19 protein-coding genes are annotated in these 24,039 nt (G+C 66.4%); 8 read left to right on the forward strand and 11 right to left on the reverse strand.

Annotated features, from left to right (window positions below; genetic code table 11):
- Positions 1-276: 276 nt before the first annotated feature.
- The 3 genes from BMY53_RS22460 to BMY53_RS22470 all read right to left on the reverse strand — a co-directional run bounded on the left by BMY53_RS22460 (position 277) and on the right by BMY53_RS22470 (position 6,037).
- Complete coding sequence (locus BMY53_RS22460) at positions 277-732, reverse strand: hypothetical protein (RefSeq protein ID WP_092948903.1); 456 nt, start codon at positions 730-732, stop codon at positions 277-279.
- A 272-nt stretch (positions 733-1,004) separates the two neighbouring features.
- The gene (locus BMY53_RS22465) at positions 1,005-1,853 is read right to left on the reverse strand and encodes a carbon-nitrogen hydrolase family protein (protein WP_092948905.1); all 849 of its coding nucleotides are present in this window, start codon (positions 1,851-1,853) and stop codon (positions 1,005-1,007) included.
- Complete coding sequence (locus BMY53_RS22470; protein ID WP_092948907.1) at positions 1,850-6,037, reverse strand: YhdP family protein; 4,188 nt, start codon at positions 6,035-6,037, stop codon at positions 1,850-1,852. Before BMY53_RS22470 ends, BMY53_RS22465 begins: the two co-directional genes overlap by 4 nt.
- A gap of 203 nt (positions 6,038-6,240) precedes the next feature.
- On the opposite strand from BMY53_RS22470, the gene glnE reads away from it, so the two are divergent.
- From glnE to BMY53_RS22485, 3 genes are all read left to right on the forward strand, one after another.
- Positions 6,241-8,976: a bifunctional [glutamate--ammonia ligase]-adenylyl-L-tyrosine phosphorylase/[glutamate--ammonia-ligase] adenylyltransferase gene (gene glnE, locus BMY53_RS22475; RefSeq protein ID WP_092948909.1), complete on the forward strand. Its 2,736-nt coding sequence runs from the start codon at positions 6,241-6,243 to the stop codon at positions 8,974-8,976.
- A gap of 16 nt (positions 8,977-8,992) precedes the next feature.
- The gene (rrtA, locus tag BMY53_RS22480) at positions 8,993-9,637 is read left to right on the forward strand and encodes a rhombosortase (protein WP_143074189.1); all 645 of its coding nucleotides are present in this window, start codon (positions 8,993-8,995) and stop codon (positions 9,635-9,637) included.
- Between the two features lie 64 nt (positions 9,638-9,701).
- Positions 9,702-10,379 carry a CPBP family intramembrane glutamic endopeptidase gene (locus tag BMY53_RS22485; protein WP_092948913.1) on the forward strand — a complete coding sequence of 226 codons (678 nt, stop codon included), beginning with the start codon at positions 9,702-9,704 and terminating at the stop codon, positions 10,377-10,379.
- A 2-nt stretch (positions 10,380-10,381) separates the two neighbouring features.
- Here the strand turns inward: BMY53_RS22485 and BMY53_RS22490 are convergent, their stop codons facing one another.
- Entirely contained in the window at positions 10,382-11,017 is a 636-nt protein-coding gene (locus BMY53_RS22490) for an FMN-binding negative transcriptional regulator (protein WP_092948915.1), read from the reverse strand.
- 420 nt (positions 11,018-11,437) lie between these two features.
- Between BMY53_RS22490 and BMY53_RS22495 the strand changes: the two genes are divergently transcribed.
- From BMY53_RS22495 to BMY53_RS22510, 4 genes are all read left to right on the forward strand, one after another.
- Positions 11,438-12,994 carry a DUF4832 domain-containing protein gene (locus BMY53_RS22495; RefSeq protein ID WP_218151290.1) on the forward strand — a complete coding sequence of 519 codons (1,557 nt, stop codon included), beginning with the start codon at positions 11,438-11,440 and terminating at the stop codon, positions 12,992-12,994.
- Between the two features lie 142 nt (positions 12,995-13,136).
- Positions 13,137-13,772: a hypothetical protein gene (locus BMY53_RS22500; RefSeq protein WP_092948917.1), complete on the forward strand. Its 636-nt coding sequence runs from the start codon at positions 13,137-13,139 to the stop codon at positions 13,770-13,772.
- Positions 13,769-14,497, forward strand: a complete 729-nt coding sequence (locus BMY53_RS22505) for a hypothetical protein (protein ID WP_143074190.1) — start codon at positions 13,769-13,771, stop codon at positions 14,495-14,497. Before BMY53_RS22500 ends, BMY53_RS22505 begins: the two co-directional genes overlap by 4 nt.
- 201 nt (positions 14,498-14,698) lie before the next feature.
- Positions 14,699-17,743: a sensor histidine kinase gene (locus BMY53_RS22510; protein ID WP_092948921.1), complete on the forward strand. Its 3,045-nt coding sequence runs from the start codon at positions 14,699-14,701 to the stop codon at positions 17,741-17,743.
- Between the two features lie 31 nt (positions 17,744-17,774).
- On the opposite strand, the gene BMY53_RS22515 is transcribed toward BMY53_RS22510, so the two are convergent.
- Positions 17,775-18,428 carry an isochorismatase family protein gene (locus BMY53_RS22515; RefSeq protein ID WP_092948923.1) on the reverse strand — a complete coding sequence of 218 codons (654 nt, stop codon included), beginning with the start codon at positions 18,426-18,428 and terminating at the stop codon, positions 17,775-17,777.
- 219 nt (positions 18,429-18,647) lie between these two features.
- On the opposite strand from BMY53_RS22515, the gene BMY53_RS22520 reads away from it, so the two are divergent.
- On the forward strand, positions 18,648-19,532 hold the full coding sequence (locus tag BMY53_RS22520) for a CPBP family intramembrane glutamic endopeptidase (RefSeq protein ID WP_218151291.1): 885 nt from the start codon (positions 18,648-18,650) through the stop codon (positions 19,530-19,532).
- A 133-nt stretch (positions 19,533-19,665) separates the two neighbouring features.
- Here BMY53_RS22520 and BMY53_RS26750 read toward each other — a convergent pair whose 3' ends face one another.
- From BMY53_RS26750 to BMY53_RS22550, 6 genes are all read right to left on the reverse strand, one after another.
- On the reverse strand, positions 19,666-20,733 hold the full coding sequence (locus BMY53_RS26750) for an arsinothricin resistance N-acetyltransferase ArsN1 family B (RefSeq protein WP_092948927.1): 1,068 nt from the start codon (positions 20,731-20,733) through the stop codon (positions 19,666-19,668).
- Positions 20,724-21,212 (reverse strand): MarR family winged helix-turn-helix transcriptional regulator, encoded by a 489-nt coding sequence (locus tag BMY53_RS22530; protein ID WP_092948929.1) that lies wholly within the window; start codon positions 21,210-21,212, stop codon positions 20,724-20,726. The genes BMY53_RS26750 and BMY53_RS22530 overlap by 10 nt, the downstream gene beginning before the upstream one ends.
- A gap of 114 nt (positions 21,213-21,326) precedes the next feature.
- Positions 21,327-22,058, reverse strand: coding sequence for an arsenical resistance protein ArsH (arsH, locus tag BMY53_RS22535; protein ID WP_092948931.1), 732 nt, complete (start codon positions 22,056-22,058; stop codon positions 21,327-21,329).
- Positions 22,051-22,740 carry an aquaporin gene (locus BMY53_RS22540; protein WP_092948933.1) on the reverse strand — a complete coding sequence of 230 codons (690 nt, stop codon included), beginning with the start codon at positions 22,738-22,740 and terminating at the stop codon, positions 22,051-22,053. The genes arsH and BMY53_RS22540 overlap by 8 nt, the downstream gene beginning before the upstream one ends.
- A 2-nt stretch (positions 22,741-22,742) precedes the next feature.
- Positions 22,743-23,246 carry an arsenate reductase ArsC gene (locus BMY53_RS22545; RefSeq protein WP_092948935.1) on the reverse strand — a complete coding sequence of 168 codons (504 nt, stop codon included), beginning with the start codon at positions 23,244-23,246 and terminating at the stop codon, positions 22,743-22,745.
- 13 nt (positions 23,247-23,259) lie between these two features.
- Positions 23,260-23,586, reverse strand: coding sequence for an ArsR/SmtB family transcription factor (locus tag BMY53_RS22550; RefSeq protein WP_092948937.1), 327 nt, complete (start codon positions 23,584-23,586; stop codon positions 23,260-23,262).
- Positions 23,587-24,039: the final 453 nt, after the last annotated feature.

Below are 24,039 nucleotides of genomic sequence, written 5' to 3' on the forward strand. Positions count from 1 at the left end.
ATCGTCTACGGCGTGCTCAAGTCCAAGCAGCCCTTCAACCCCCACCAAATCTCGATCGAAGAGACTTGACGCTTAGAACGGTGTCTTGACTTCCGCAAAAGGCACCCGGATCAGCACCTTCCGAACCGAGAACCGCAACGAATTAACCCAGCGTTGCGCAGCCTCGGTCAGTACTCCGTCTACCTGGCAACGCCATTCCGGGAGCCAGTCCATCACAAAGTGCAACGCGTGCGGTACCCGGGTAGCAAAGGAGAACGAGAGGCAGGAGGCGAGCGCTCAGCCCGGCAGAGGCAGCGACGCCAGTTCACGCATCAGCTCACCAATATTGGCCCGCAAGGCACCCTCCGTGGCAATGCGAAGTTGCTCGGTAGGACTGAGGCTGTCGTCAATGCCAGCCTTCTGCGTGGTACGCAAGGTGCGCTGGTACAGCGCCGTCTTGGCGCCACGCTCGGTCAAGGTGTAGCGCACTGCAATGGCCACCTCGGGCGAGACCGGCACCTGCGGCTGCGCCAGCGCCAAAAGCTCCACCTTGAGCTGGTATCGCCCCGTGTCCGGCACGTCCGGCATCAGGCCCAACCGCCGCAACGACTCCTGGTAAGCCTGCGTCAGGCTCATGTCGGTGATGCGAGTTCCCCACCATCGCGAGGTCTCCTCACCCCCCTTCACCGGCAGCAGGTCCACATTGCGGCGCAATTGCGGACTGATCCAGGAACGGAGCTGCAACGACTCCATGTCCGTGATCGTGAGCTCCAACGGCCGGGCCGGTGCCCCACAGCCGCTCAACACCATGGACAAGACCGCCGCAGCAGCCAACGGCTGCCAGGCTGAAGCCAACGGCCGCCACGCAGAAGCCAAAGCCCGGTGCGCACGCCCATAGGCATGCGCCCCAGGGCGCCGGAGGTGAGCAGGGCTGCGGTCGATCATGCCCATGATCTTGCCTTCATCAGGCACGCCGTGGTGACCGGAAGTGAGCGGGAATCGGCCTGGAAACCCACGCTTAAGCCTCAAAGCCGCCGGTGGTTCAGCGCAGGCAATTGCTGGCGCACCTGCTTGAGCCGCGCCGGATCCATGTCCGCCAGGGCAAGGCCTTCACCCTCGGGGAGGCAGGCCAGCACCTCGCCCCAAGGGTCGATCACCATGCTGTGCCCCCAGGTGCGGCGCCCGTTTTCATGCAGGCCGCCCTGAGCCGCCGCAATGACAAAGGCCTGGTTCTCGACAGCGCGTGCCCGCAGCAGCAGCTCCCAGTGAGCCTGGCCCGTGGTGTAGGTGAAGGCTGCGGGGACACTGATGAGATCCAGCGGCGGCTGGCCCTCGGTGAAGTTCATGGCCCGGTACAGCTCCGGGAAACGCAAGTCATAACAGACGGACAAGCCGATGCGCAGGTCCGGATCACCACCGCCCAGCCGGGCCACCACCGTGGACGGGGCATCCCCCGCCTCCAGCACACGACCTTCGTCGTAATGCTCGCGGCCGTTGTCGTAGCGGAAGAGGTGCAGCTTGTCGTAACGGGCCGCCACCGAGCCGTCCGGCGCGAATACACAGGTGCTGTTGCGCACCCGCTCGGCCGGGACAGGCCCGCCCTCCAGCGCCATGGGCAGCGTGCCCCCCAGAATCCACAGGCCCGTGTCCCGCGCCGCACGGCTGAGCATGCCCTGAATGGGCGCGTCCAGATCACCCGCCCGCTCGGCAAAGGCGAGCTTGTCGCCATCCTGCTGACCCATGAGGCAGAAATACTCGGGCAGGGAGACCAGGCGCGCACCCTGCGCTGCAGCCTGTTCAATCCAGTGCCGGGCCCGGTCCAGGTTGGCCTGGAGGCTGGTGCCGGACACCATCTGGATGGCGGCGATCTTCATGGTGCGCTGTCTCCTTCGGTGTGCGGCGGGCTCGCCGCCTGCGCAGTGCCGGTCTTGCCGTCTGGCGTGGTGCCCTGCGGTGCGCTCTGCGGCAACGCCCGGCGCGGCAACTGCTCAATCTTGGGGTCGCTCCAACTGCCCGTCACACGGAATTCCTCCGTGCTGGCCGCAGCGATGGGTTTGCGCAACAGCCACTGGGCCAGGAAGGTGCCCAGCCCAATGGCCGGGTTGATGGCGGCATACGCCAGCGCCGCGCCCCCCGCATTGATCTCGGGCACGACCAGCACGTGCAGGTCCTGCGTCTCCGCCGCCAGGTCCGCAGAGCCTTCCATCAGCACCGCCGCCGCCAACCCCCGCATGCGCAGGTTGTCGCTGCGGGCCACCCCTTTGGCAATCTGGATGTCCCCGCCCACGTTGTCGAAGGCGAAACCCTCCGAGAAGACGTCCCGGAAGTCCAGCGTCAGCCGTCGCGGAATGGACTGCAGGCTCAGCACGCCCAGCAGCCGACCCACCCCAGGCTCCGCTTTCAGGAACTGGCCCGCATCCATGGAAACCTTGAGCTTGCCCGTCATGGATGGGTAATCCAGCGAGAGCGGCGAACCCTGCCAGGCCAGTTGGCCCGTCAACGTGCCCTTGCCGTGACGCAGCACCTGGCCTTGCCCCATACGCTCCAGCAACTTGCCGGCATCCACCACGTCCAGCTTCCAGTCCAGGTCCGTCCGGCGCGTGGATTTGCCCGCAGCCTCCGGAGCCCACTGGCCCGTGGCGCTGAGCGTGGCGTCTTCATTCTTGAGCAGCAGCTTGTTGAGCTTCCAGTCGCGAGCATCGGTCTGCTGCTGCGCCTCGATCTCCAACCGGCCCAGGCGCTTGCCCTTGAGCTCGAAGTTCTCGACCAGGATGTCCAGCGTCGGGATGGAACTGGGCTGGCTGTCCAGCAACTGCTCCACCGAGTCTGCATCCGTCTTGGGGACCGAGAGCCGCGCCAGGCGGGCAAAGACCCGCCCCGGCTGATTGGGCCGCGCCAGGCGCACCTGGATGAAGCCGCTGAGCTGCTCGGCATCGATGGAGGCGCTCCAGGTGTTGGCGGCGCTGTCATGCGTGAGGCCGGCGACGACACGGTTGAGCGTGCGCCCGTTCATCTGCAGCGTCTGCACCTTCAAGGCCAGTTGGGACGGCGCGTACGCGCCTTCGGCGGCGGAGTCCGCTGCCGTGTCCGTGCCGTTGCCGGCGCCCAGCCCGGTGGTGGTGCTGCCCATCAGCCGAGGCAGGGCACTTTGCCAGGCATCCGCATTGAACTGGTTGAGCGCCGCGCGGGCGATCACGCCCTGGGCGGGCAGGTCGGGCAGCTTTTCTCCCACCGCCACGGCGCCGCGCAGGACACGGGCGGATTCGCCGGTGATGTCTCGTTGGTAGACCGCCGCCACAGGGCCAGCCTCCACGCGCAATTCCTCACGCTGAGCGCCGGCCGGCGCGGCGATGGCGCGGGTGCTGACCTTCAAGGGCCATGTCTCATCCGCGCCCTTGCGCAAGGGCGCCGGCAGGTCGATACCGATGCCCTGCAGCGAGCTGGTGAGCGCGATCTCGGTCTGGCCCTTGTTGATGCCCAGCTCGAACCGCACGGCCGCCTGGCCCGTCATGACCGAGGCCGCATGCGGACCCAGGCCCAGCTCCGGCGCATTGCGCAGCGCCTCGGCCGTCACCGTGCCGTTGGCCACGAAGCGCATGCTGCCATCCGTCAGTGAGCCGCCTTCGAAGGTGGCGTCGCCACCCAGCACCCGAGCCTGACCCCCCCGGATCTGCACCCCCTTCTGGTCGAAGTCGATGCGCGCGCGGGTCTGGGCGAAGAACGGGGCGTCCGGGCGCAGACGCATGTCGTTGCCGGTCAGCAGGACCTGCCCTTTGACGGTGGTGTCGTCAATATGAGCCAGCGGCAGCTTCAGCGCCAGCTTGAGGGACATCGGGCCGCTCGCCACTGTGTTGTCCAACGCGTGGCTGGTCAGCTCGCTAATGGGCGAGTGATGGACATAACGCAAGGCGTCCGCCAATGCGCCGCGGCCCTCGCCGGAGATGTCCAGCACGGGGCTGTGGTGGTAGAGATCCGTGATCTGGCCCTGGACGTTGGACAGCTCCACGCCGGAGAGCCGCGCGCGGCCGTTGCGGATGCTCATGCTGGCACGGTCGAAGATCAGCTCGGCGTTGAGCTGGTCCATGGCCGGCCAGGGTGAGTTGAAGGCGGGATGGCTCTCATCGGCCGGGTGGCTGGGCACATAGGCCAGCGTCAGGTCGCGCACCTGGCTGCTGATCTTGAAGATGCCCTTGCTGCGCGGCGCATCGAACGGAAAGTCCGCCAGGTCGCCCTGCATGCGCACCGCCACCTTGTGGACCGTGCCGTCACGGATGGCGTCGCGCACATAACGGCGGGCGTCAGACCCCATGCTGGCGGGGAGATAGCGCAGCACCCGGTCGGCACGCACCTCCTCGATGTGGCCGGTGAGGTCCAGGCGCCCGATGTCGTGGGGGCGCTTGACGGCGCCGCTGCTCTGCCAGGTGCCGTCCAGGTCCGCCTGCAGGTCGTCCGTGATGAGGCGAACCTTATTGAACTGAACCGTCCAGACGGGGCCCGCCGGGGCCTGCGCGGCGGAGGCCACGGAGGACGCCGAGGACGCCCGCTGCCCGGCCGACTGTTGTGCCGCCTGGGCCGCCAGCCTCGCCAGCCCGCCGCCCGGGCCGGTGCTGGCCTCCGGGGTCTGGGCGCGCCAGGTGAGCGAGGCCTGCGCATGGCGCAGCGGGAGGGTGGCCTCCTCAAACACACCAGGCAGGGTGATATCGCCATCCTTGATGGTGAGCGAGGCGGTGCCGCCCTGGTCGGTGGCGTCGAATTGCAGGTCGGCGTTGTTGACACCCGGCCGGCCGGTGGCTGGCGCCGAAGCCGGATCGTCCGCTGCCACCAATTCGGCCGCCGCCAGGTGCAGGCCTTGCAACTGGCCCTTGGCTCGGTAGCTGCGCGGGTGTTCCAGCGGGCCGTCCCAGTGCACCTGCAGCGCGTTCAGCAGGCCGGCGGGCTTCATGTCCGCCACCAAGGTGCGCGGGGCTTCCCCCACCGGCAGGCGGGAGAGGATCTGGGCACCCAGGGTCAGGTCAAGTTGCTGGGCTTCGAAGTCCCCCCCCGTGACCTGGCCGGTCTTGCCATCACGCTTGAGTTCCAGCGCCCAGTCAGATCGTGGCCAATCCAGCCCATCACCCGCACGGAAACCCAGTTGACGGGCCTGCAGCACGAACTGATCGGGCGTCTGCTTCATCACCAGCCGGCCTTCAATTCGGGCCAGATCCAGTTCCGGCAGGGCCGGGGCCACCCGCAGCTTCACGGCGCGCAGGCCCATGTCCAGCGTCAGGCTGCTGGGCTGGCCTTTGTTGACATCCAGCCAGGCGCGCAGCGCGCCATCGCCTTCGTTGAGTTCAAACGGGAGATCCAGATAGCGGCGCAGTTCCCGAACATCGGTGCGGGGCAGGTCGGCATAGAGCTGGCCGCTCCATTGCTGCACCGCACCAGGGCGTGCCAGCAGGGATTGGGTGAACTGGCCGCGCAGGCTGAAGCGTTCACCCCAGCCCGCCGGCGGGGTCGCGTCCAGTCGCAACTGGTGGCGACGCAAGCCGTTGCGCAGCACCAGGTTCAGGTCGAAGAGCTCCAGCGGCGGGGCCTGGCGCAGTTCGTCCACCCAGCGGATGCGGCCATGCAGGATGACGAACTCGTGCTGCTGGAAAAACCAGTCCGAGGCATCGTCCGAAGTGGAGGTGTTCTGGGGGCCGTCCACGCTGAGGCCGGCAATGAACACCCGGCCCTGGGCATCCCGGCGGAGGAGAAGCTCCGGGCTGTCCAGCAGCAGCTGCGAGAAACGCAGCTCCAGCACCAGCAGCGAGCGGGCGGAAAGGGCGGCATTGACCCTGGGCAGACGCAGGGCTTCCCGGCCGGATGGGTCGGTCAGGCGGACGTCACGCAGGTCCAGGGCGGGGATCCAGCCGGTGGAATTGGCCTTGATGCTGCCGATATGGACCTGTATCCCCAATGCTCGGGTGGCTTGCTTTTCGAGCTCGGGGCGCCAGTCATCGATGTGGGGCAGAATCGCCCACTGCAACGCCAGCCAGGCCGTCAGGAGCAGGGCCAGCAAGCCCAGCAGCGGCCCCATGATCCAGAGTGCGCAGCGGGTCCAGAAGCGTCGAGTGGATCGATGCGTTGAACGTTCTGTTGTACGTCCTGCACGTTGCGACACGACCGGGGACCCGGTGTCAGAGCTGGAATCGGCGGGAGAGGACATGTAAGAGGTAACGGCGGTCGCCGAATCTAGCACAGCCATTCCGGGCCATGAGCCAACAAGAGTTTTCTTTACCGATGGATTCAGTTGCCTCGGCTTTCGCCGCAGATCACAGCCGCTTTGTACAGCGGATCCGACGCCGTTATGGCGCCGAATTGTCGCTGTTGCCGCCCGGCCTGCCGGACGACACGGTGATGCGCGACCTGGTGGACCGTCTAGGGCAAGATGGGCGCCCGCTGCCCGCCGCCCTGCGGGTGATGCGCCAACTGGTCCTGGAGCGCCTGGCGGTGCTGGACGTGGAGCAGGGCGCGCCCATGGCGCACGTGACGCAGGCCATGACCCATCTGGCCGAGATCAGCCTGGACATCGGGCTGGCCCATTGCCGCGCGGAGCTGGATGCCCTGCACGGCAAGCCGCGCAATCACCAGGGCCAGGAGATCGACTTCTGGGTGGTGGGCATGGGCAAGCTGGGCGGACGGGAACTGAACGTCTCGTCCGACATCGACCTGATCTATATCTATGAGGACGATGGCCAGACCGACGGTTTGGCCGATGGCCGCCAGCGCATCACCGCGCATGAGTACTTTGCCCACCTCTCGCGTCGGCTCTCCACCCTGATCGGCGATGTGACCGAGGACGGCCAGGTCTTCCGCGTGGACCTGGCGCTGCGCCCCAACGGAAATTCCGGCCCGCCGGCCGTCAGCCTGGCCATGCTGGAGGAGTATTTCCTGGTGCAGGGCCGCGAGTGGGAGCGGTTTGCCTGGTTGAAGAGCCGCGTGGTCGCCCCCCGGGCCAGCGTGGCCAATGGCCGGGCGCTGCAGCTGCGGGACCTGGTGCAGCCGTTTGTGTACCGCCGGTATCTGGATTACGGCGTCTTCGAAGGCCTGCGGCAACTGCATCGCAAGATCCGGGACGAAGCCCAGCGCCGCGCCGCTGGTCGGCCCGAGCGGGCCAATGATGTGAAGCTGTCGCGCGGCGGCATCCGTGAGATCGAATTCATCGTGCAGTTGCTGCAGGTGGTGCGCGGCGGGCAGTTCCCGGAAATCCGCACCCGCTCCACGCTGAAGGCGCTGAACCGGCTGGCCGCCCGCGGCCTGATGAAGCCCGAGACTGCTACCGAACTGGCCAAGGGCTACGACTTCCTGCGCCGGGTGGAACACCGCATCCAGTACCTGGACGACCAGCAGACCCATTGCCTGCCCAGCGCCGATGAGGACCTGGGCTGGATTGCCCGCAGCATGGGCATGGCCTGCGAGCGCGATGCCTGCCAATTGCTGGACCGGCTGCTGGAAGTGCGTGAGCTGGTCGCCACCGAGTTCGATGCCCTGCTGCATGACGGCGTGGCGCCTTCCTCGGGGGGTTGCCGCAATGGCATGTGTGGTGGCCCGCCGCTGCCGATCGACAGTGAGGAATTTCTCGACAAGCTGCAACCCGATCTGGCCGCGAGCGTGCGCCGCTGGGCCCAGCAGCCCCGGGTGCAGAGCCTGCGGGAGGAGTCCCGCCTTCGGCTGGCCAAGCTGGTGGGCCGCGCATCGCTGGCGGTCAAGCAGGGGGAGTGCACCCTGGAAGCCGCGCAGCGGTTTGTGGATTGGGTGGAGCCGCTGCTGCGCCGGGAGAGTTATCTGGCGCTGCTGGTGGAGCGGCCGGCCGTGCAGGGCCGCCTGCTGCGCCTGCTGGGGCTGGCGCGTTGGCCCATGCGTTATCTGATGCAGCACCCGGGCGTGATTGATGAACTGGCCGATACCCGTCTGCTGCATGAACGCTTCGACGGCCCGGCCTTCATCCAGGACCTGCAGGCCCGGCACGATGCCTGGGCTGAGCACGGCGAGGCTGACGAGGACGCGTTGCTGGACAGCTTGCGCCGCGCCCACCATGCTGAGGTCTTCCGCACGCTGGTGCGTGATGTGGAAGGCCAGCTCAGCGTGGAGCAGGTGGCGGACGAACTCTCGCTGCTGGCCGATGCCACGCTGCAGTGCGTCATCGCCTGGGCCTGGGACCGGCACAAGCAAAAGCATCGTCCTGACCCGCGCCTGGCCGTCATTGCTTACGGCAAGCTCGGCGGCAAGGAACTGGGCTACGGCAGCGACCTGGACCTGGTGTTCCTGTTCGACGACGACGACGAGAACGCGCCGGAGATCTACGGCACCTTCGTCCGCAAGTTGATCACCTGGCTGACCCTGCGCACGGCAGCGGGTGAACTCTTCGATATCGACACGGCCTTGCGGCCCAACGGCAACTCTGGCTTGCTGGTGACCTCGCTGACGTCGTTCGACCGCTACCAGACCGGTCGCGGAAGCAATACGGCATGGACCTGGGAACACCAGGCCATCACGCGGGCTCGATTCTGTGCGGGAGATGCCGCACTGGCGGAGCGGTTTGAAGCCACACGCCGGGCGGTGATCACTTCGGCGCGTGACCCGCAGGCGTTGCGCCAGGAAGTGGTGGCGATGCGCGAGAAGCTGCGTGCGGCGCGCCCGGTGCGGGAGGGCTTCTTCGATGTGAAGCACAGCCCGGGCGGCATGGTGGATGCCGAGTTCACGCTGCAATACCTCATCCTGGCCCATGCGGGCGCGCATGAAGAGTTGCTGGCCAATGCCGGCAACATCGCCCTGCTGCAACGCGCCGAGGCAATGGACCTGCTGCCGCCCGGTGTGGGCCGTGCGGCGGCGGACGCCTACCGTGAGCTGCGGCGTGTGCAGCACCGGGCGCGGTTGAACGAGCAGGCCACCGCGCTGGACGGCGAAGCCGCGCTGGCCCTGGCCCCACAGCGGGACGCCGTGCTGACCTTGTGGCACGCGGTGTTTGGCGGCTGACGGCGGAGCGAAGCAGATGCCGGGTCGTGCATGGTTGCTGCTGGCGGTCGGGTTGGCTGCCGGGGCCCTGCTGACCTGGGTCCAGCCGCCCGCCGTGCAGGCCGCCCTGGAATGGCAGCCCGATCGGGCCTGGGAGCAACCCTGGCGTGCCTTCACGGCGGCGCTGCTGCACTGGAGCCCGCAACACCTGATTGCCAACCTGGCCGGTTGTGCCGTGGTGGGGCTGCTGGGCGTGACGGCGAGGCTGGGTAGGCGCGAGGCGTTGGCCTGGCTGCTGGCCTGGCCCCTGACGCAGCTCGGGCTGCTGTGGGAGCCGCAGCTGACGCGTTTTGGCGGGCTCTCCGGTGTGCTGCATGCCGGGGTGGCGGTGGCGGCCGTGGCGCTGCTGCGCGCACCGAGGGCGCATGGCCGTACCCGGGCGATCGGGTTGCTGATCGCGATCGGACTGGCCGTGAAGGTCGCGGGTGAGCAGCCGCTGGCAGACCCACCGCTGCGCCACTGGGAGGGCTGGAGCATCTCGATCGCGCCGCTGGCCCATCTCACCGGGGTGGTGAGCGGCACCTTGACGGCGGTGATCGGCATGGTGGGTGCGGCCTGGTGGGCGCGCCGGCACGGCACTGCGGCAGCAACAGAGCAGACAAAAGCTCGGCCGATTCAGTAAAAGTGCCCATGGGCGTGGGCCTGGGCTGCCCCGAAGATGCGCGGGCACCCCACACTTCACAGACATGAAAGAAACGCCCGCCTTCAAGTCCACGCTGTCCTCCACCGAGGCGGTGGTGGTGTCCGCCGTGTGCTTCGGGCTGTTCAGCCTCTGGTCGGTGCAGGCGGTGATGGCGGGTTTCCCGGCCGCGCGTTATTCCAACGACGGCGTGCTGCAGATGATCGCGCTGGAGTTGGTGCTGGCCGGTGCGGCGCTGCTGTTCCTGCGGGTGCGCGGGTTCGATGTGGCCTCATTGCTGCCCCGTCCGACCTGGTGGGACACCTTGCTGGGCGCACTGACCTATCTGGCGGCCTGGATGCTGGAGACGGTGTGCACCTCCGCCTACCAGGCCATGGTGCCGCCATCGCCCACACCTGATGTCATCGAGTTTTCGTTCAACGGCTTGACGGTGGCGACGCTCATTGGCTTCTCGGTGGTGAACGGTCTCTTCGAGGAGGTGTTCCTGCTCGGGGTGCTGGTGCGCGGCCTTCGCGGGCTGGGGCTGGGCCTGGCGATCAGCCTGCCTTTGCTGCTGCGGCTGCTGTATCACACCTACCAGGGGCCGGTGGGTGCCCTGGGCGTGGTGGCGTTCGGGTTGGCGGTGACGCTGGTCTATGTGAGGACCGGGCGGCTGTGGCCCTCGGTGTACGCGCACATCCTGGCGGATGTGATTCCGATGGCCGTGTGGGGCGTGTCGGACTGACTTCACTTCGTGAAGGGTGGCGCCTCTTGCATGGCCTTCGCCAGGGCCGCATTGCCTTGGCCTTCAAGGCCGTGAATGGCGCCTTCACGATCGGCGGCCGCGTGGTGCTGGTTCAGCTTGCGCTTGCCTTCGAGCCGCGTCAGGCGGATCTCGATGCCCACGATGTGGCCCAGCATTTCCGCGAGGTAGTCCGGCGGAGCGTCGCCCATCTTCCACGGTTGCGGCTGGCTGGCCTCGTGCTGGCGGGTGAGGCGGGCCAGCACACCGCGCAGGAACTTCTCGTCTTCATGGACGTGGAAGGTGCCGTGGGCGTGGACTACCTCGTAATTCCAGGTGGGCACCCGGCGATGCGTTTCCTGCTTGCCGGGGTACCAGTTGGGGGAGATGTAGCCCTCGGCGCCACGGAACACGACCATCACCTCGCTGCCGTTCACAACGTCCTGCCACACGGTGTTGGCGCGCGCCACGTGTGCCAGCAGTGTGCCGGGACCGTCCGACGCGGGGTCCAGCAGGAACGGGATGTGATGGGCTTCCAGGCCAGCCGCCGTGTGAGTGACCAGCATGCCCAGGGCGTTCTCGCGGACGATGCGATGAAGCTCCTGGGCGCGCGGCTCGGCGAACTGCGGGGGAAGGTACATGAGGCGCTCCTGCGGTGGCGATTGGTGGAGATCGTGGCGATCGTGGCGATTGTGGGAATCAGGTGGGGCGAGGGCGATGAGGGCATTCGCCGAAGACCGAAAATGTGCGGTTGGAGCGGCCTGCATGTCAAAGCCCGGCGTAGCGATTCCGGCTGTGCCGCTGGGCGATGGTGCGCCCTGGCAACGGTTGCCAGCTTGACGCGAGGCGTCCATGCGCCGGGAGATGGGGCAGCCCTGCCGAATGTCTCAAGCAGCGGGCCTCGGTGCAGGTGTGAGGTCCAGACCCGCCCAATCCGTGAAGGATTGGTTACATCAGCGTGAAGCGGAGCACAGCCGCTTGCACACAATGGCGGTGCCTTCGCCGCCGGTCGCAGTCGTGAGCCGCCCCGAGGGCTGTACTGGATTCTCCAAGAGCCGCTTATGCCCCTGACAGATGTGAAGAACCGGCACTGGCCGTGGTTGTGCCGCGTGACCGCGATGTGCGTGATCAGTGTGTTGGCCGCCTGCGGGGGTGGTGGTTCGGGCAGCAGTGACGCATCCACCCCGGTTGGTGCCGACCCGTCTGCACCCGTTGCCAGCACGCCGTCTACCGGGACGGGCACCGGCACAGGCACAGGCTCCGGTACAGGCACCGGCACCGGCACCGATACCTCCACGAATCAGCGCTCGCTCAGCTTCACCGCGACCGATGCAGAAATCCCCAACCCCGAGCGCGGCTTTTACCGCTGGGCCTGGACCAATCTCGACGCACTGACCGCCGCCGATGCGCAAGACGCCTACAACAATGGCTACCGTCTGGTCTACGCGCCCCTGAACCTCTCCAGCTGGAAGACCACCGACCTGCCGGCAAGCCTGCTGACACAGCTCACCACCGCCTTTGCCAACGCCCGTGCGTCCGGCATCAAGCTGGTGATTCGCGCGGTCTACAACTACCCGGCGTCGGAAACGGAATATCTCAACGCACAGGACGCCAGCCTGACCCGTGTACAAGGGCACATCAGCCAACTGAAGCCGGTGCTGCAGGCCAATGCGGATGTCATCGCCTATGTGCAGGCCGGGTTCATCGGCGCCTGGGGTGAGTGGCATACGTCCTCCAACCAACTGACGACCACCGCCAACCGCACCGCCGTGCGGGACGCGCTGCTGGCTGCCGTGCCCACCAACCGTTTCATCCAGGTCCGGTACCCGCCGTATGTGATGGACTGGACGCCGACCTTGCCCAGCCTGGCTTCCGTGCTGACAGGCAGCTACCGCGTGGGCGTGCACAACGACTGCTTCCTGGCCAGCGCCACGGACGTGGGCACCTACGACGAAAACGCCACGACGCAGGCCAAGCAGCGCGCCTATGTGTCCCAGCTCGGGGACCTGGCCCCCTTTGGCGGTGAAACCTGCGACCCGGCGGACGAGAGCAATGCCGTGCCGCGCACCACCTGCGACGACATCCTGACGGAAGGTGAGCGTTATCGCCTCACCTACCTGAATGACGAGTACTACCGCGACCTGTTCCATACGCGCTGGATCCAGAACGGCTGCATGCCGGAGGTGAAACGCAAGATGGGTTACCGGTTGCAACTGGTGTCCGCTTCGCATCCGACGACGGCCACCCGTGGCCAGGCGCTGACGATGACCGTCACCGTGCGCAACACGGGCTGGGCCCGGATGTTCAATCCGCGAGGTGTTCAGGTCCTGCTGCGGGATTCCGCCGGCACGGTCCGCCGCCTGACCGCCGACGGCGCTGACCCGCGCAGCTGGGTGCCAGGCGCGGACCAGACTGCCACGCTGACGGCCACCGTCCCCGCCGATCTGGCCGTGGGGACCTACGCCCTTTGGCTGGCCTTGCCGGACGGCGATACCCGCCTGGCCAACGACGCACGCTACTCGGTGCGGGTGGCCAATGCGGACGACACCACCACAGGCCAGAAATGGGATGCCACCCTGGGAGCGTTTGCGCTGGGGGCGTCGCTTGAAGTGAAGTAAGGGGCGGCATCCGTGCCGCGCGCCGGGTGGGGCCGGCCATGACTTAAGGCCTGAACCGCGCGGCATCCTTGCTGCTACGCTTTTGCCGTGTTCAGCGCGCCCGCGTCGCGCAGCTGAGCCGGTTCACGAAGGGTAGACGTCCATGGCTGAAAACGACCACCATCCCAATGCGCCCGCTGGCGGCGGCGGCCTCGGCACCTTCAAGGGGTCCGGGCCCTTGGGCACGAACGGCAGTGTTGAGAAATGGTCCAGGCCGGGTTCCCTGGGCGTGGAGCAACAACCGGCGGAGACGCTGACGATCAGCGGCATGGTGGCCGCAGGCGGCCCGTTGTCGCCCAACACGATCGCGGCCGTGAATAAGGCCGCTGCGAAGACGCCGGCCCAGTGGAAGCGGTATGTGGCCTACGCGGACGTCGTCAAGGTGGGCGGCTCGCTCGCCTGGCGCGCCAACAACCCGGGCAATCTGCGCGATGCCGGTACCAAGATCGCCACAGTGACCGGCGCTGTGGGGAAGTTTGCCGTGTTCGCCACCCTGGAAGACGGGCGCAAGGCGCAAAAAGCACTCTATTTGAACAAGTATGGCGACATGACGGTCAAGGACGCCATCAACAAGCTCACGCCGCCCTCTGAGAACGACACCAAGAAATACCTGGCTGAACTGACCAAGGCGGGCGTGGACACAGAGAAGGACGTCAAGTCCCAGATCGACACGCTGATGACCGGGGTGGAGGCCAACGAAGGCCTGATCAGCGGCACTGAAGTGAAGAGGGTTCCATGAGCAAGCGGGCGTGGGGACGGCAACGGCCCGTGATGGCCTTGTGCCTGGTGGCGGCCGCCTGGGCTGGAGTTTCGGCATCTGCATCGGCATCGACTCCTGCCGAAGCCATCGCGCCAGCCGAGACGGGAACTGCAGCGACTTCGGAGGCGGCTATCGGCTGTCAACGCCTGCGAGTGGCGCTGGACCCAAAGGTCACGGCGGAGATCGTCGAACGCGACTGGGGCACCGGGGCGGACCGCGTGGGCGCCAACGCCAGGCTTGAACTGGTGGGTTGCGACGGCAAGGTGGTGGACCAGTTGCCGCTGGAGTCATCCCTTGCGCAATTGGATACGACGCCGGTTCGCGGCGCCCCACGGCCGACCTATCTCGTTTCCGCCGATCTGACGCAAGAGGCCGGCAGCTACAACGGCCCGTTGACCACGGCGGTGGAAGTGGAGGCGGGGCGCCTGAAGGTGGCCACCGCCCGCACTGCGCAAGGCAAGACCGTGCCCCTGCGGCTGGCCCTCACGGGCAAGGCGGCCTGGAAGCGCGCGCAGGGGAAAGGCGGCGAGGAGCTGTGGTCGGTAAGCAGCCAACCGGCTGGGGACGGCTTCAAGACCACCTACGCCCGTTTCTTCGTCAAGGGCAAGGCGTGGGTGGCGACCTTCCGCACCAAGCCGGAGCTGTGGGAGTCCGACGGGGAATTCCCGTCGGATGCGGAGTTCACCGGCCAGGCGGGCCGGTAGCCTCAGGGAAGCGCTGCACCATCAGCGGCTTGTATGCGGCGGATACTCCATCTGCCATGGAGCTATCTCCAAAGAGAGGGGTAGGCGACCCTCTCGTGTCTGTAGATTGGGAATCCACTACTGGAGAGGAAGCGTTTCCTCGAACATCATCCGCCAATCGGCCACCCGGCCGAACTGCTGATCCATGCTCGCCGCCTGACCATGTCGCCCCAAGTTCCCCGACACAGCTCGCTGGCCGGCCTGTTGCTCAGGCTGGCAGGCCAACGCCTGCTTCCGGTCCTGGCCTTGTTGCTGCTGGGCGGGGCCGCTTCGAGCGCAGCGGCGGGTGCGTTGGCGGACTATGAACATACCGTCTGGAGCGAGAAGGACGGGCTTGCCGCCGGTGTGGTGTCGATCACGCAGGTGCCCAACGGCATGTTGCGGCTGCGGACGGCCTTGGGCAACCAGATCTTCGACGGCGTCGAGTTTCATTCGCCGCAGCGCAACCCGTCGGGTGGGCCGTTTGTGGACTATGCCGAGGTGTTGGGGCAGACCAGCCCGACAGGCGCGGTCTATTACATCCACCCCGAGACACTTCGCCTGATGCGGCGGTGGAAAGGACAAACGGAGGCGGTGCATGACAAGGATGGTCTGAGCCAATGGGCCCGGTTCATCTTCGATCAGGACGGGGTTGGTTGGTATTACGCGGTCGGCGGTCTCTTCCGGCTGGAGGGGCTGAAGGTGGAGGCCCTGGGCGATGCGTGGGGGATTCCGAAGGGCACCATGTCCTCCAACCGGCCGGTGGTGGATGCGCAGGGAACGGTCTGGATCGCCGCCACGGACACGCTGTTCAGGCTGGCGAGGGGCGCGCGAAAGTTCGAACGGTACGACGCGGCGCACTGTGCACAGATCGCCTTTGCACCTGATGGGGCCTTGTGGTGCGCCAGCGCGGAGGGCCTGGCCGTGGTGAGCATGAAGGACGGCCGCCCGGCGGGCCAGCGGCTTCTGACTCAAGCTTCCTACGGCGCCTTGTTCTTCGACAGCCGTGGCGGTTTCTGGATCTGCTCGGCAGGCGGCATCGAGCATGCGGCGGACTGGCGATCGATTCTTGAGCCCGGCGGCATTGCCGCGCTGCAGGCCGACGCCATGACGCCCAAACAGGGGCTGGGTTCCATCGACATCAACACGATCAATGAGGATGCCGAAGGCAATATCTGGCTGGGCACCGAGGCGGGCCTTGAGCGGTTCCGGACGACGCGGTTCAACCGGGCGCCGCTGCCCGAATACAGCTATGACGCCAGGATCAAGCCCGACACGGATGGGAGTCTTTGGATCGGCCCATGGGATCGCAACCTGATGCATCTGTCCGCAGGACGTGTCACCGATCTGCCCAGGATTCGCCGGGTGACAGCCATCCGGGATGGGGCCGATGGCCGGATCTGGTTGGCCACCGACCGGACGCTCTGGCGCAAGGACCCCGGCGCAGCCTTTGCTCCCGTTGACATGCCGGATGTGTCCTGGAGAGAGCGAATCCAGCAGATTGCTGAAGACGACGTGGGGACGGTGTGGTTGCAGGCGGGCCAGGAACTGCTTCAGCTCAAGGAGGGGCGGCTGGAGCAGCCCGATGAGTCGCAGATCCCGCACAGCAAAGACCCCTATCCCCTCGTCGCCGACGAGAAGCGGCAACTCTGGTTTGCCACCAATGGGCGCGGCCCCTTTGTGCTGAAGGGGGGCGTCTTCCGCGAGATCAAGTCCCAGGCCTACCTGGACACGATCATTGAAGCCTGGTCCGCACATGCCCATGGACCCCGAGTGTGGATCGGCGGCCGGGGCGGGGTGGGCGTGTTTGAAGGGGAGTACTTCCGCCCCCTGAAGTTCAAGGATGACAGGGTCAAGGGCGTCACCGGCATCGTTGAGACGGCTCAGGGTGAACTCTGGCTTCACGGGCTCACCAAGGTGTTTCGTCTCTCCGCCGAGCAGCTCAACGCTGGGCTGAATGGCCAGACGCTGACGCCGGAGGCGTTCGACCACCGCGACGGGCTGCGGGGAACCGGCGTCCCGTCGGCCTATGCGCCTTCGCTGGCCGAGGATGCGAGCGGCCGCCTGTGGGTGACGACCAACGAGGGGCTGTTCTGGATCGATACCCGTATGAAGCCGGTGGCGACGCTGCCACCCGTGGCGTTGATCCGCGCGGTCAAGAGCGATGGGGTGGCCCAGCCGGGGGAGGGCGGCGTACAGCTGTCGGCCAATCCGGGTCAAGTCGAATTCAACTACACCGCAGCGGCCCTCTCTATCGGGGACCGGGTGCACTTTCGATACCGGATGGAAGGTATCGACCCTGAGTGGCGAGACGCCGACACCCGCAGAACGGCCTACTACACCCAACTGCCGCCGGGCCATCACCGCTTCGAAGTGGTGGCCAGTAATGAGCAAGGTGAGTGGGCGCAGACGCCGACGTTTCTGGCGGTCGAGATCCTGCCGGCCTGGTATCAGACGCTCTGGTTTCGTGCGCTCACGATGGCCCTCGTCATCGGCTGCTTGTGGTGGATCTACCGCTTGCGTGTCAGTGTCCTGCGAGCCCGGGAACGGGTGCGTATGCAGGAGATTGCCGGCGAGCGTGAACGTATTGCCCGCGACCTGCACGACACGCTGCTTCAAAGCATGCAAGGCCTGATCCTGAGTTTTCAGTCTGTTGCGAGCAACATGCCCGCTCAAGGCGGCACGCGTGGCGTGATCGAAGGTCAATTGGACCGTGCCGACCAGCTTCTGGGCGAAGCACGGGATCGGGTTCGTGATCTGCGCGGCACGGATGCTGATGCGATAAGCCTGCGGGAGGCCTTCGAATCGGCCGTGAGGCAGTTGGTGGGAATGGCGCGTATCGAGCTGGTGGAGGACGGGGTACCCCGTCCCCTGAGACCGCTTGCACGCGACCGCATCTATCTGATCGGCCGAGAGGCACTGCTGAACGCCGTGATGCATGGCGAAGGCGGAGACGTCCGTGTGCAACTGCTGTTCGAACGCCGTCGATTCGTGCTGCGTGTGCGGGACAAGGGCCCGGGGATCGAGCACGAAGTCTTGGTCGCGGGCACGCGACCTGGCCACTACGGGCTGGTCGGCATGCGTGAGCGGGCCGCGCAGATTGGCGGCACGGTCACCATCAGCCGTCTCCCCGAGGGAGGGACCGAGGTCGAGCTTCAGGTTCCGGCGGCCCGGGCATTTGCTGGCAACGCCCGGGGAGGCGTGTGGCGGAAGCTGCGGCCCGCATAGCGGCGGGCAGCATGGGCCCCGTTGAGGTTTCTCAGCCCTCGTGAGCGCCGAACATCGCCTTGGCGTAGGTGATGCCGAGCCCATACGCCCCGCCGATCTCCTCGGCAATGCCGGTGGTGAGGCCATAGGTCTCGCTTCGCGCCCAGTCGCGCTGCAGTTCCAGCAGGTATTGCAGCGAGGTCATTGGCCGTGCGCCGACCTGCACCATCCGCGTGACGGCGCGCTCATGCGCTTCGGCCGAGATATCGCCGCAGGCGTCCGTGATGACATAGGCCTCGAACCCTTGCTCGATGGCCGACAGCACCGGGTCCACGATGCACACGGAGGTCCACAGGCCCGCGAAGACCAGGCGCTGCTTGCCAATGGCGTTCACCACCTTGATGACGTTGGCGTCTTCCCAAGGATTCATCGTGGTCCGGTCCAGCAGTTCCTGGCCCGGGAAGGCGTCGGTGATCTCGGTGAACATCGGGCCGGAGAAGCCCTTGGCTGCGACGGTGTTCAGGATGGTGGGGACCTTGAATCCGGCGGCCGCGCGCGCGATGAGGGCGGCGTTGGTGCGCAGCGTGTTGCCATCGATGGAGTTGGTGGCGAAGGCCATCTGGGATTGGAAGTCGATGAGCAGCAGCGCATGGTCTTGCGGGGTCAGCAGGCCAGCGGCGGCGGTGGCTTTGGCGATGATGGGCATGGGGGTTCCTTTCGGAGAAGCTGAATGGGTGGAGCCGCAGTCAGCTCGGGGCAGGATCTGTGAGTGTTTCGCGCAGAGCCGAGGCGGTGGATGGATCGTCGTTGCGAGGGGCGCAGGAGGCCAGTAAAGCGGGGTTAAGTGACGTGCTGCCCTCGCCAGGCGCTGCACTACGATGCAGCCCCAAATCCGACCAGCCACGAAAGTGGGATGCAGATGCCCGTGCCGTTTGTCCTTCTGATCTTCGCCATCGCGGCGGTGTGGCTGCCTTCATTGAGGCTGCGCGGTGGGCTGTCGGTGCCGCTGTGGGTGCCTGCCTATGCTGCGGCCTTGGTGGCGGCCGTTGCCCAGGGGTGTGTGGGCCTGGTTGGCGTGGCGGCGCTGGTGGCCATGGCGGTGTTGGCCGAAGCGGTGCGGCGAAGGCCGATGGGTGCGTTGTACTGGCCGCTGTTTGGGCTGCTGCTGGTGCTCGCATTGGCACTGACGCTGCATCAGGTGCCGGGGTTCCACAACCCGATGGCCATCAACGGTGTCCGTTTCTCGGAGGACGCGCGGCCGTTCACGCAGTATCTGAACTTCGACAAGGGGTCGGTGGGGCTCATCCTGCTGGCTGTGCTGGCACCGAGGTTGGGCAGGCAGGACGCGGTGGCGTTAACGCTGGGGCGTTCAGCGGTGCTTGCCGTAGCCGTGGCGGCTGTGGTGCTTGGCGCTGCAGCTGCGGTGGGGATGGTCCGGCTGGATCCCAAATGGCCGCCTCAGGCGGCGAAGTTTCTGATGGCCAATCTGTTCCTGACTTGCGTGGCGGAAGAAGCGTTGTTTCGGGTGTTGGTGCAGGATCCGTTGAGCGGTGCACGGGTTGGCTCGAATGCAAGGGGAGCGAGCGCCTGGAACAATCGCAGCGTGTTGGCGGTGGTGCTGTCAGCTGCCCTGTTCGGAGCGGCCCACGCGGGCGGTGGTATCTGGATGATCGTTGTCGCCGGGTTGGCGGGCGTTGGCTATGCGGCGACGTACGCCTGGCTTCGGCGTATTGAGGTGGCGGTCGTTGTGCACTTTGGCGTCAATGCCGCGCACTTCCTGCTGTTCACCTATCCGGGGCTGCGCGGATAGTCGAGGACCTCGGATCGGATGGCTCCGAGTGTCGTAATCGGGTGGAGACCCGTTACGGCTATGAGGCCACTGACGCGCTGAGCCCGCTGTCTGCATTTAACAAGAAAGAACGGCATGCCCTGCTTTCCCTGCTTCACGTGCGATCGAACAGGCGGGGCTGCGTCGGAGCATCGGGCGCCGCGAGGCTCTTCTGCCACCACCCCACATCGCGCCAAGCGCCGTGCTTGAAACCGACATTGCGGTACACCCCGATGGCCTCGAACCCCATGGCTTCGTGCAGCCCGACGCTTCCCGCGTTTGGCAGCGCGATTCCAGCGAATGCCTGGCAGTAGCCCAGCTCAGCGAGCAGCTGCAACAAGCGACCGTACAGCGCGCGGCCGACACCCTGCCTGCGCATGTCGTCGCGCACGTAGGCGGTCACATCGACTGACCATTGGTAGGCTGAGCGCTCGCGGTGCTTGCTGGCGTAGGCGTAGCCGCCCAGAGCGCCGGTCGTGTCCTCGGCGACCAGCCAGGGCAAGTGGGCGAGCGTCTTCTCGATGCGCGCCCGCATCTCGGTCTCACCGGGCACCTCCGTCTCGAAGGAAATCGTCGTGTCCCGCACGATGGGGGCGTAGATGGCGGCGACGGCGGCAGCGTCTGCGGGCGTGGCGGTTCGGATGTTCAAGCTGTGTCCGTCGAGCGGGGCGACTGCCGCCACGCCCACAGGTCCGGCGCCGAGCCCTGCCACGGGCAGCGCGGCATCGACGACGGGCACCTCGTGGAGCGTCAGTGCCATCAGCGCGGCGCAGGCCGGGCAGGCGCCGTGGAACTCGGCGGAGGCCTTCAGCGCGTGGGGTGCGTCCTCGATCTTCATGTGCGTGAAGCCGTACTGCGCGAAGTATTCCGGCGTGACGGTCAGCAGGTAGATCGTCGCGATGTCGCGCGCGCGGGCCTCGTGCAACATCCGCTCGACCAGCAGCCGGCCGATGCCTTGCTTCTTCAGGCCAGGCGCGATGGCGACGGAGCGCAGCAGCGCAACACTGCCGTAAAGCTCGGCGCCGGCGCAACCGACGACCTCGCCGCTGCTGACGGCAAGCAGGTAGGTGGGCAGATGCGTCTGCGCACCATCGGTCGGCAGCTTGTTGGCCAGCAGCAGCGCTTCGACGGCGGGCCAGTCGGAGGCGGCGGCTTGGCGCAGGGCGACGGTGTTCAGCAGCATGGTTTGGAGTCCCTGGGTGGCGCCTTCGGCTCGGGCGGCAGGCAGCACGTGGCTGCCGGGTCATCGCGCAAGGCCTTCAGGAGCGTCAGCAATGAGTTCTCGACCGCGTCGCGCTCGCTTGCGTTGAGACTACTCAGCAGTCGCTGGGCGTGGTCGTCGAGGGTCTGGTTCAACTCACGGACGGTTCGCCCGCCTTCGGCGGTGAGCGTGACAAGCCAGCTCCTTGCGTCTGACGGGTTCGGCTCCTTGGTCACCAAGCCACGGGCTGCCATGGCCTCCACGGCGCGCGACACCCAGCTCTTCTCCAGGCTGACGCGCGTGCCCAGCTCGGACAGCGGCAACGGCCCGGAGCGCCCCAGCTCGGTCAGCAGGTGGCACTGCGTGTTGGTCGTGTGGCAGCAGTCGGCCACGACGCGTTGGGCGCGCGTGTACAGACGCGCGACTTCGCGCAATAGGCCGCCGGACGAGGGTTCAGTCATTTGGATGTGAATAGCAACTATCTGGGCGGATGTTGAGGTTGACGCGCCTCGTTGTCAATGGCAACTACCTGGTTCGAAGAAGCGGGGCCAGAGCCCCGCGCCGTCCGTCCGGTGTCAGATCGCGCGCTGGTTCACGCGTTTGGACAGATCGTCAGCGCTCTCCTTGCGCTCGCTGTAGCGGTCCACCAGGTACGGCCCGAGGTCACGGGTCAGCAGCGTGAATTTGAAGAGCTCCTCCATCACGTCCACCACGCGGTCGTAGAAGGACGAGGGCTTCATGCGGCCGTCCTCATCGAACTCGGCAAAGGCCTTGGCCACCGACGACTGGTTCGGGATGGTCAGCATCCGCATCCAGCGACCCAGCACGCGCAACTGGTTGACGGCGTTGAACGATTGCGACCCACCGGACACCTGCATCACGGCCAGCGTCTTTCCCTGGGTCGGGCGCACCGCGCCGGCCGACAGCGGAATCCAGTCGATCTGCGCTTTCATGATGCCGGTCATCGCGCCATGCCGCTCCGGCGAGGTCCAGACCATGCCCTCGGACCAGACGGCCAGCTTGCGCAGTTCCTGCACCTTGGGGTGCGTATCTGGCGCGTCATCGGGCAACGGCAGTCCGCTTGGGTCGAAGATGCGGACCTCGGCGCCCATGGCTTCCAGCAGGCGGGCCGCCTCAAAGGTCAGCAACCGGCTGTACGAGTGGTCTCGCAGCGAGCCATACAGCAACAGGAAGCGCGGCCGGTGTTGGGACGGCGCTGGCGGCGCCAGCCGCTGCTGGGTCGGCACGTCAAGGAGGTCTGCGCGAAGCGCCGGGAAGCTCGCGTCGGGAAACAGCAGTTCAGACATGGTGGGTCTCTCCAGACGACTTGGCGGCGGCCGTGGCAATCGACGTTGACAGCAAGTGATGGACACCGGCTGCGAGCGCGGCGCCGACCAGCTCAGCCAGCACAAAGCCCGGAGCGCTCGCCGGGGCGATGCCGGCGAAGCTCTCGCTGAACATGCGACCGAAGACGGCGGCCGGGTTGGCAAACGACGTGGAGGCCGTGAACCAGTAGGCCGCGCCGATGTAGGCGGCGACCATCGCCGCCACGCGCGACCGAGGTGCCCGCAGGATGACCAGCAGCAGCCCAAAGGTGGCCACGGCTTCGGCGATCCACTGGCCGGTGCCGCGGCGCAACTTCGTTGAAAACTGCAGGATGCTCATGTCAAACATCGCGTGGGCCAACCAGGCACCCAGCATCGCGCCCAAGAGCTGCACCGCGACGTAAGGCGGTAGTGCCGTCACCGGCAGCTCACCGCGCCAGGCCATCACCGCGCTGACCGTCGGGTTGAAGTGAGCGCCGCTGATGGGGCCGAAGACCTCGATGAGGATGTAGAGGCCGCCCACGGTCGCCAGCGTGTTGGCCAACAGCGCGATGGCCACATTTCCGCCAGCCAGGCGCTCGGCCATGACGCCGGAACCGATGACGACGGCCAGGAGCAGCGCCGTGCCCAGGCCTTCGGCGAGGAGCTTCCGTGACAGGCTCATGCTCAGCTCTTGTAAATCTCGGCCAGGGCCTGCTGCAGCTCAGCCTTGCTCAGGCCCTCGAACGGCAACTGCAGGAGCTGTAGCATGCGATAGCCGATAGCCTGGCGCGTCAGCTCGAAAGCTTGGCGTTTGCCTTCATCACCGCCCTCGGCGTCGGACGGATCGGGGTAGCCCCAGTGCACTTTCACCGGGTGGCCGTCGCCACCGAAGAAGACGGGGCACTGCTCGGCGGCGGCGCTGTCGCAAACGGTGATGACGATTGACAGCGGCGGCGCGCCTTCCTGACTGAACTGATCCCAGCTCTTGCTGTAGTACCCGCTGACGTCCACGCCAGCGTTTTGCAGCGCTTCGACGGCGAACGGGTTGATGCGTCCGCTTGGCGTGCTTCCGGCACTGTGCGCCTGCACATCCTTGCCGAGCTTCTTGGCCCAGTGATTGAGCATGCCCTCGCTGAGGACGCTGCGAGCGGAGTTGTGTGTGCAGAGGATGAGAACGTGGGTCGTCATGGGCGGGTCTCAGTCAGCAAGCGCAGGAAGCCGCGCCGTTCTCCACGGCACAAACCTTGCCCTGGCAGCAGTTCTGGGTCAGGTAGCCAAGCAGTGCGTTCATCTGCTCATAGTTGGCGCGGTAGATGAGGTTGCGGCTGGCGCGTTCCTGGGTAACCAGGCCTGCGTTGACCAGTTCCTTCAGGTGAAAGGAGAGGGTCGCCGGGGCCGTGCCCAGCGCCTCATGGATGGCACCTGGCGTCAAGCCAGATTCGCCGACAACGACCAGCGCGCGGAAAACCTGCAGGCGCAGCGGCTGGGCCAGCGCGCCAAGGCCTTTGATGACTTCTTGATCTTCCATGATTCCATTGTTTTGGAATCATGGACTATTTGCAAGCGCCCAAAGGCGTCGCCCATGAGGGCGCATTCGTGATCGTGGAAACGACAAGGCCCCCGGGAGAAGCCGGGCCCACAAAGCCTTGACGCCTCATCAGATCGAAGCTTCTGCCGAGCCGGCCCGGCGTGCTGGCGGACATCCCGGTGGCGTTCTTCCGCGCCAGCGGGCTGTGCAGAATCGCCGCCGCGGGATGGAGTCGCCTGCATCTGGCGCGGAAGCTCGCGGATCTGGGCGAATCGTTGTGAAGATCGGGGCCAGGGTTATGTGAATGGGCGGAGAGGGTCCGCAGCGACGCCGATTCAATCAGCACCAATGAAGTGCATTCCTCACAACACGGTGCATATTGGGGCATTATGAAAATAATTGGGGCATTACAAAAATAATCTAGCCCCTCCTACATTAAGCACGTGTTTCTTT

The organism is Roseateles sp. YR242 (assembly GCF_900109745.1).
Taxonomy (GTDB): domain Bacteria; phylum Pseudomonadota; class Gammaproteobacteria; order Burkholderiales; family Burkholderiaceae_C; genus Roseateles.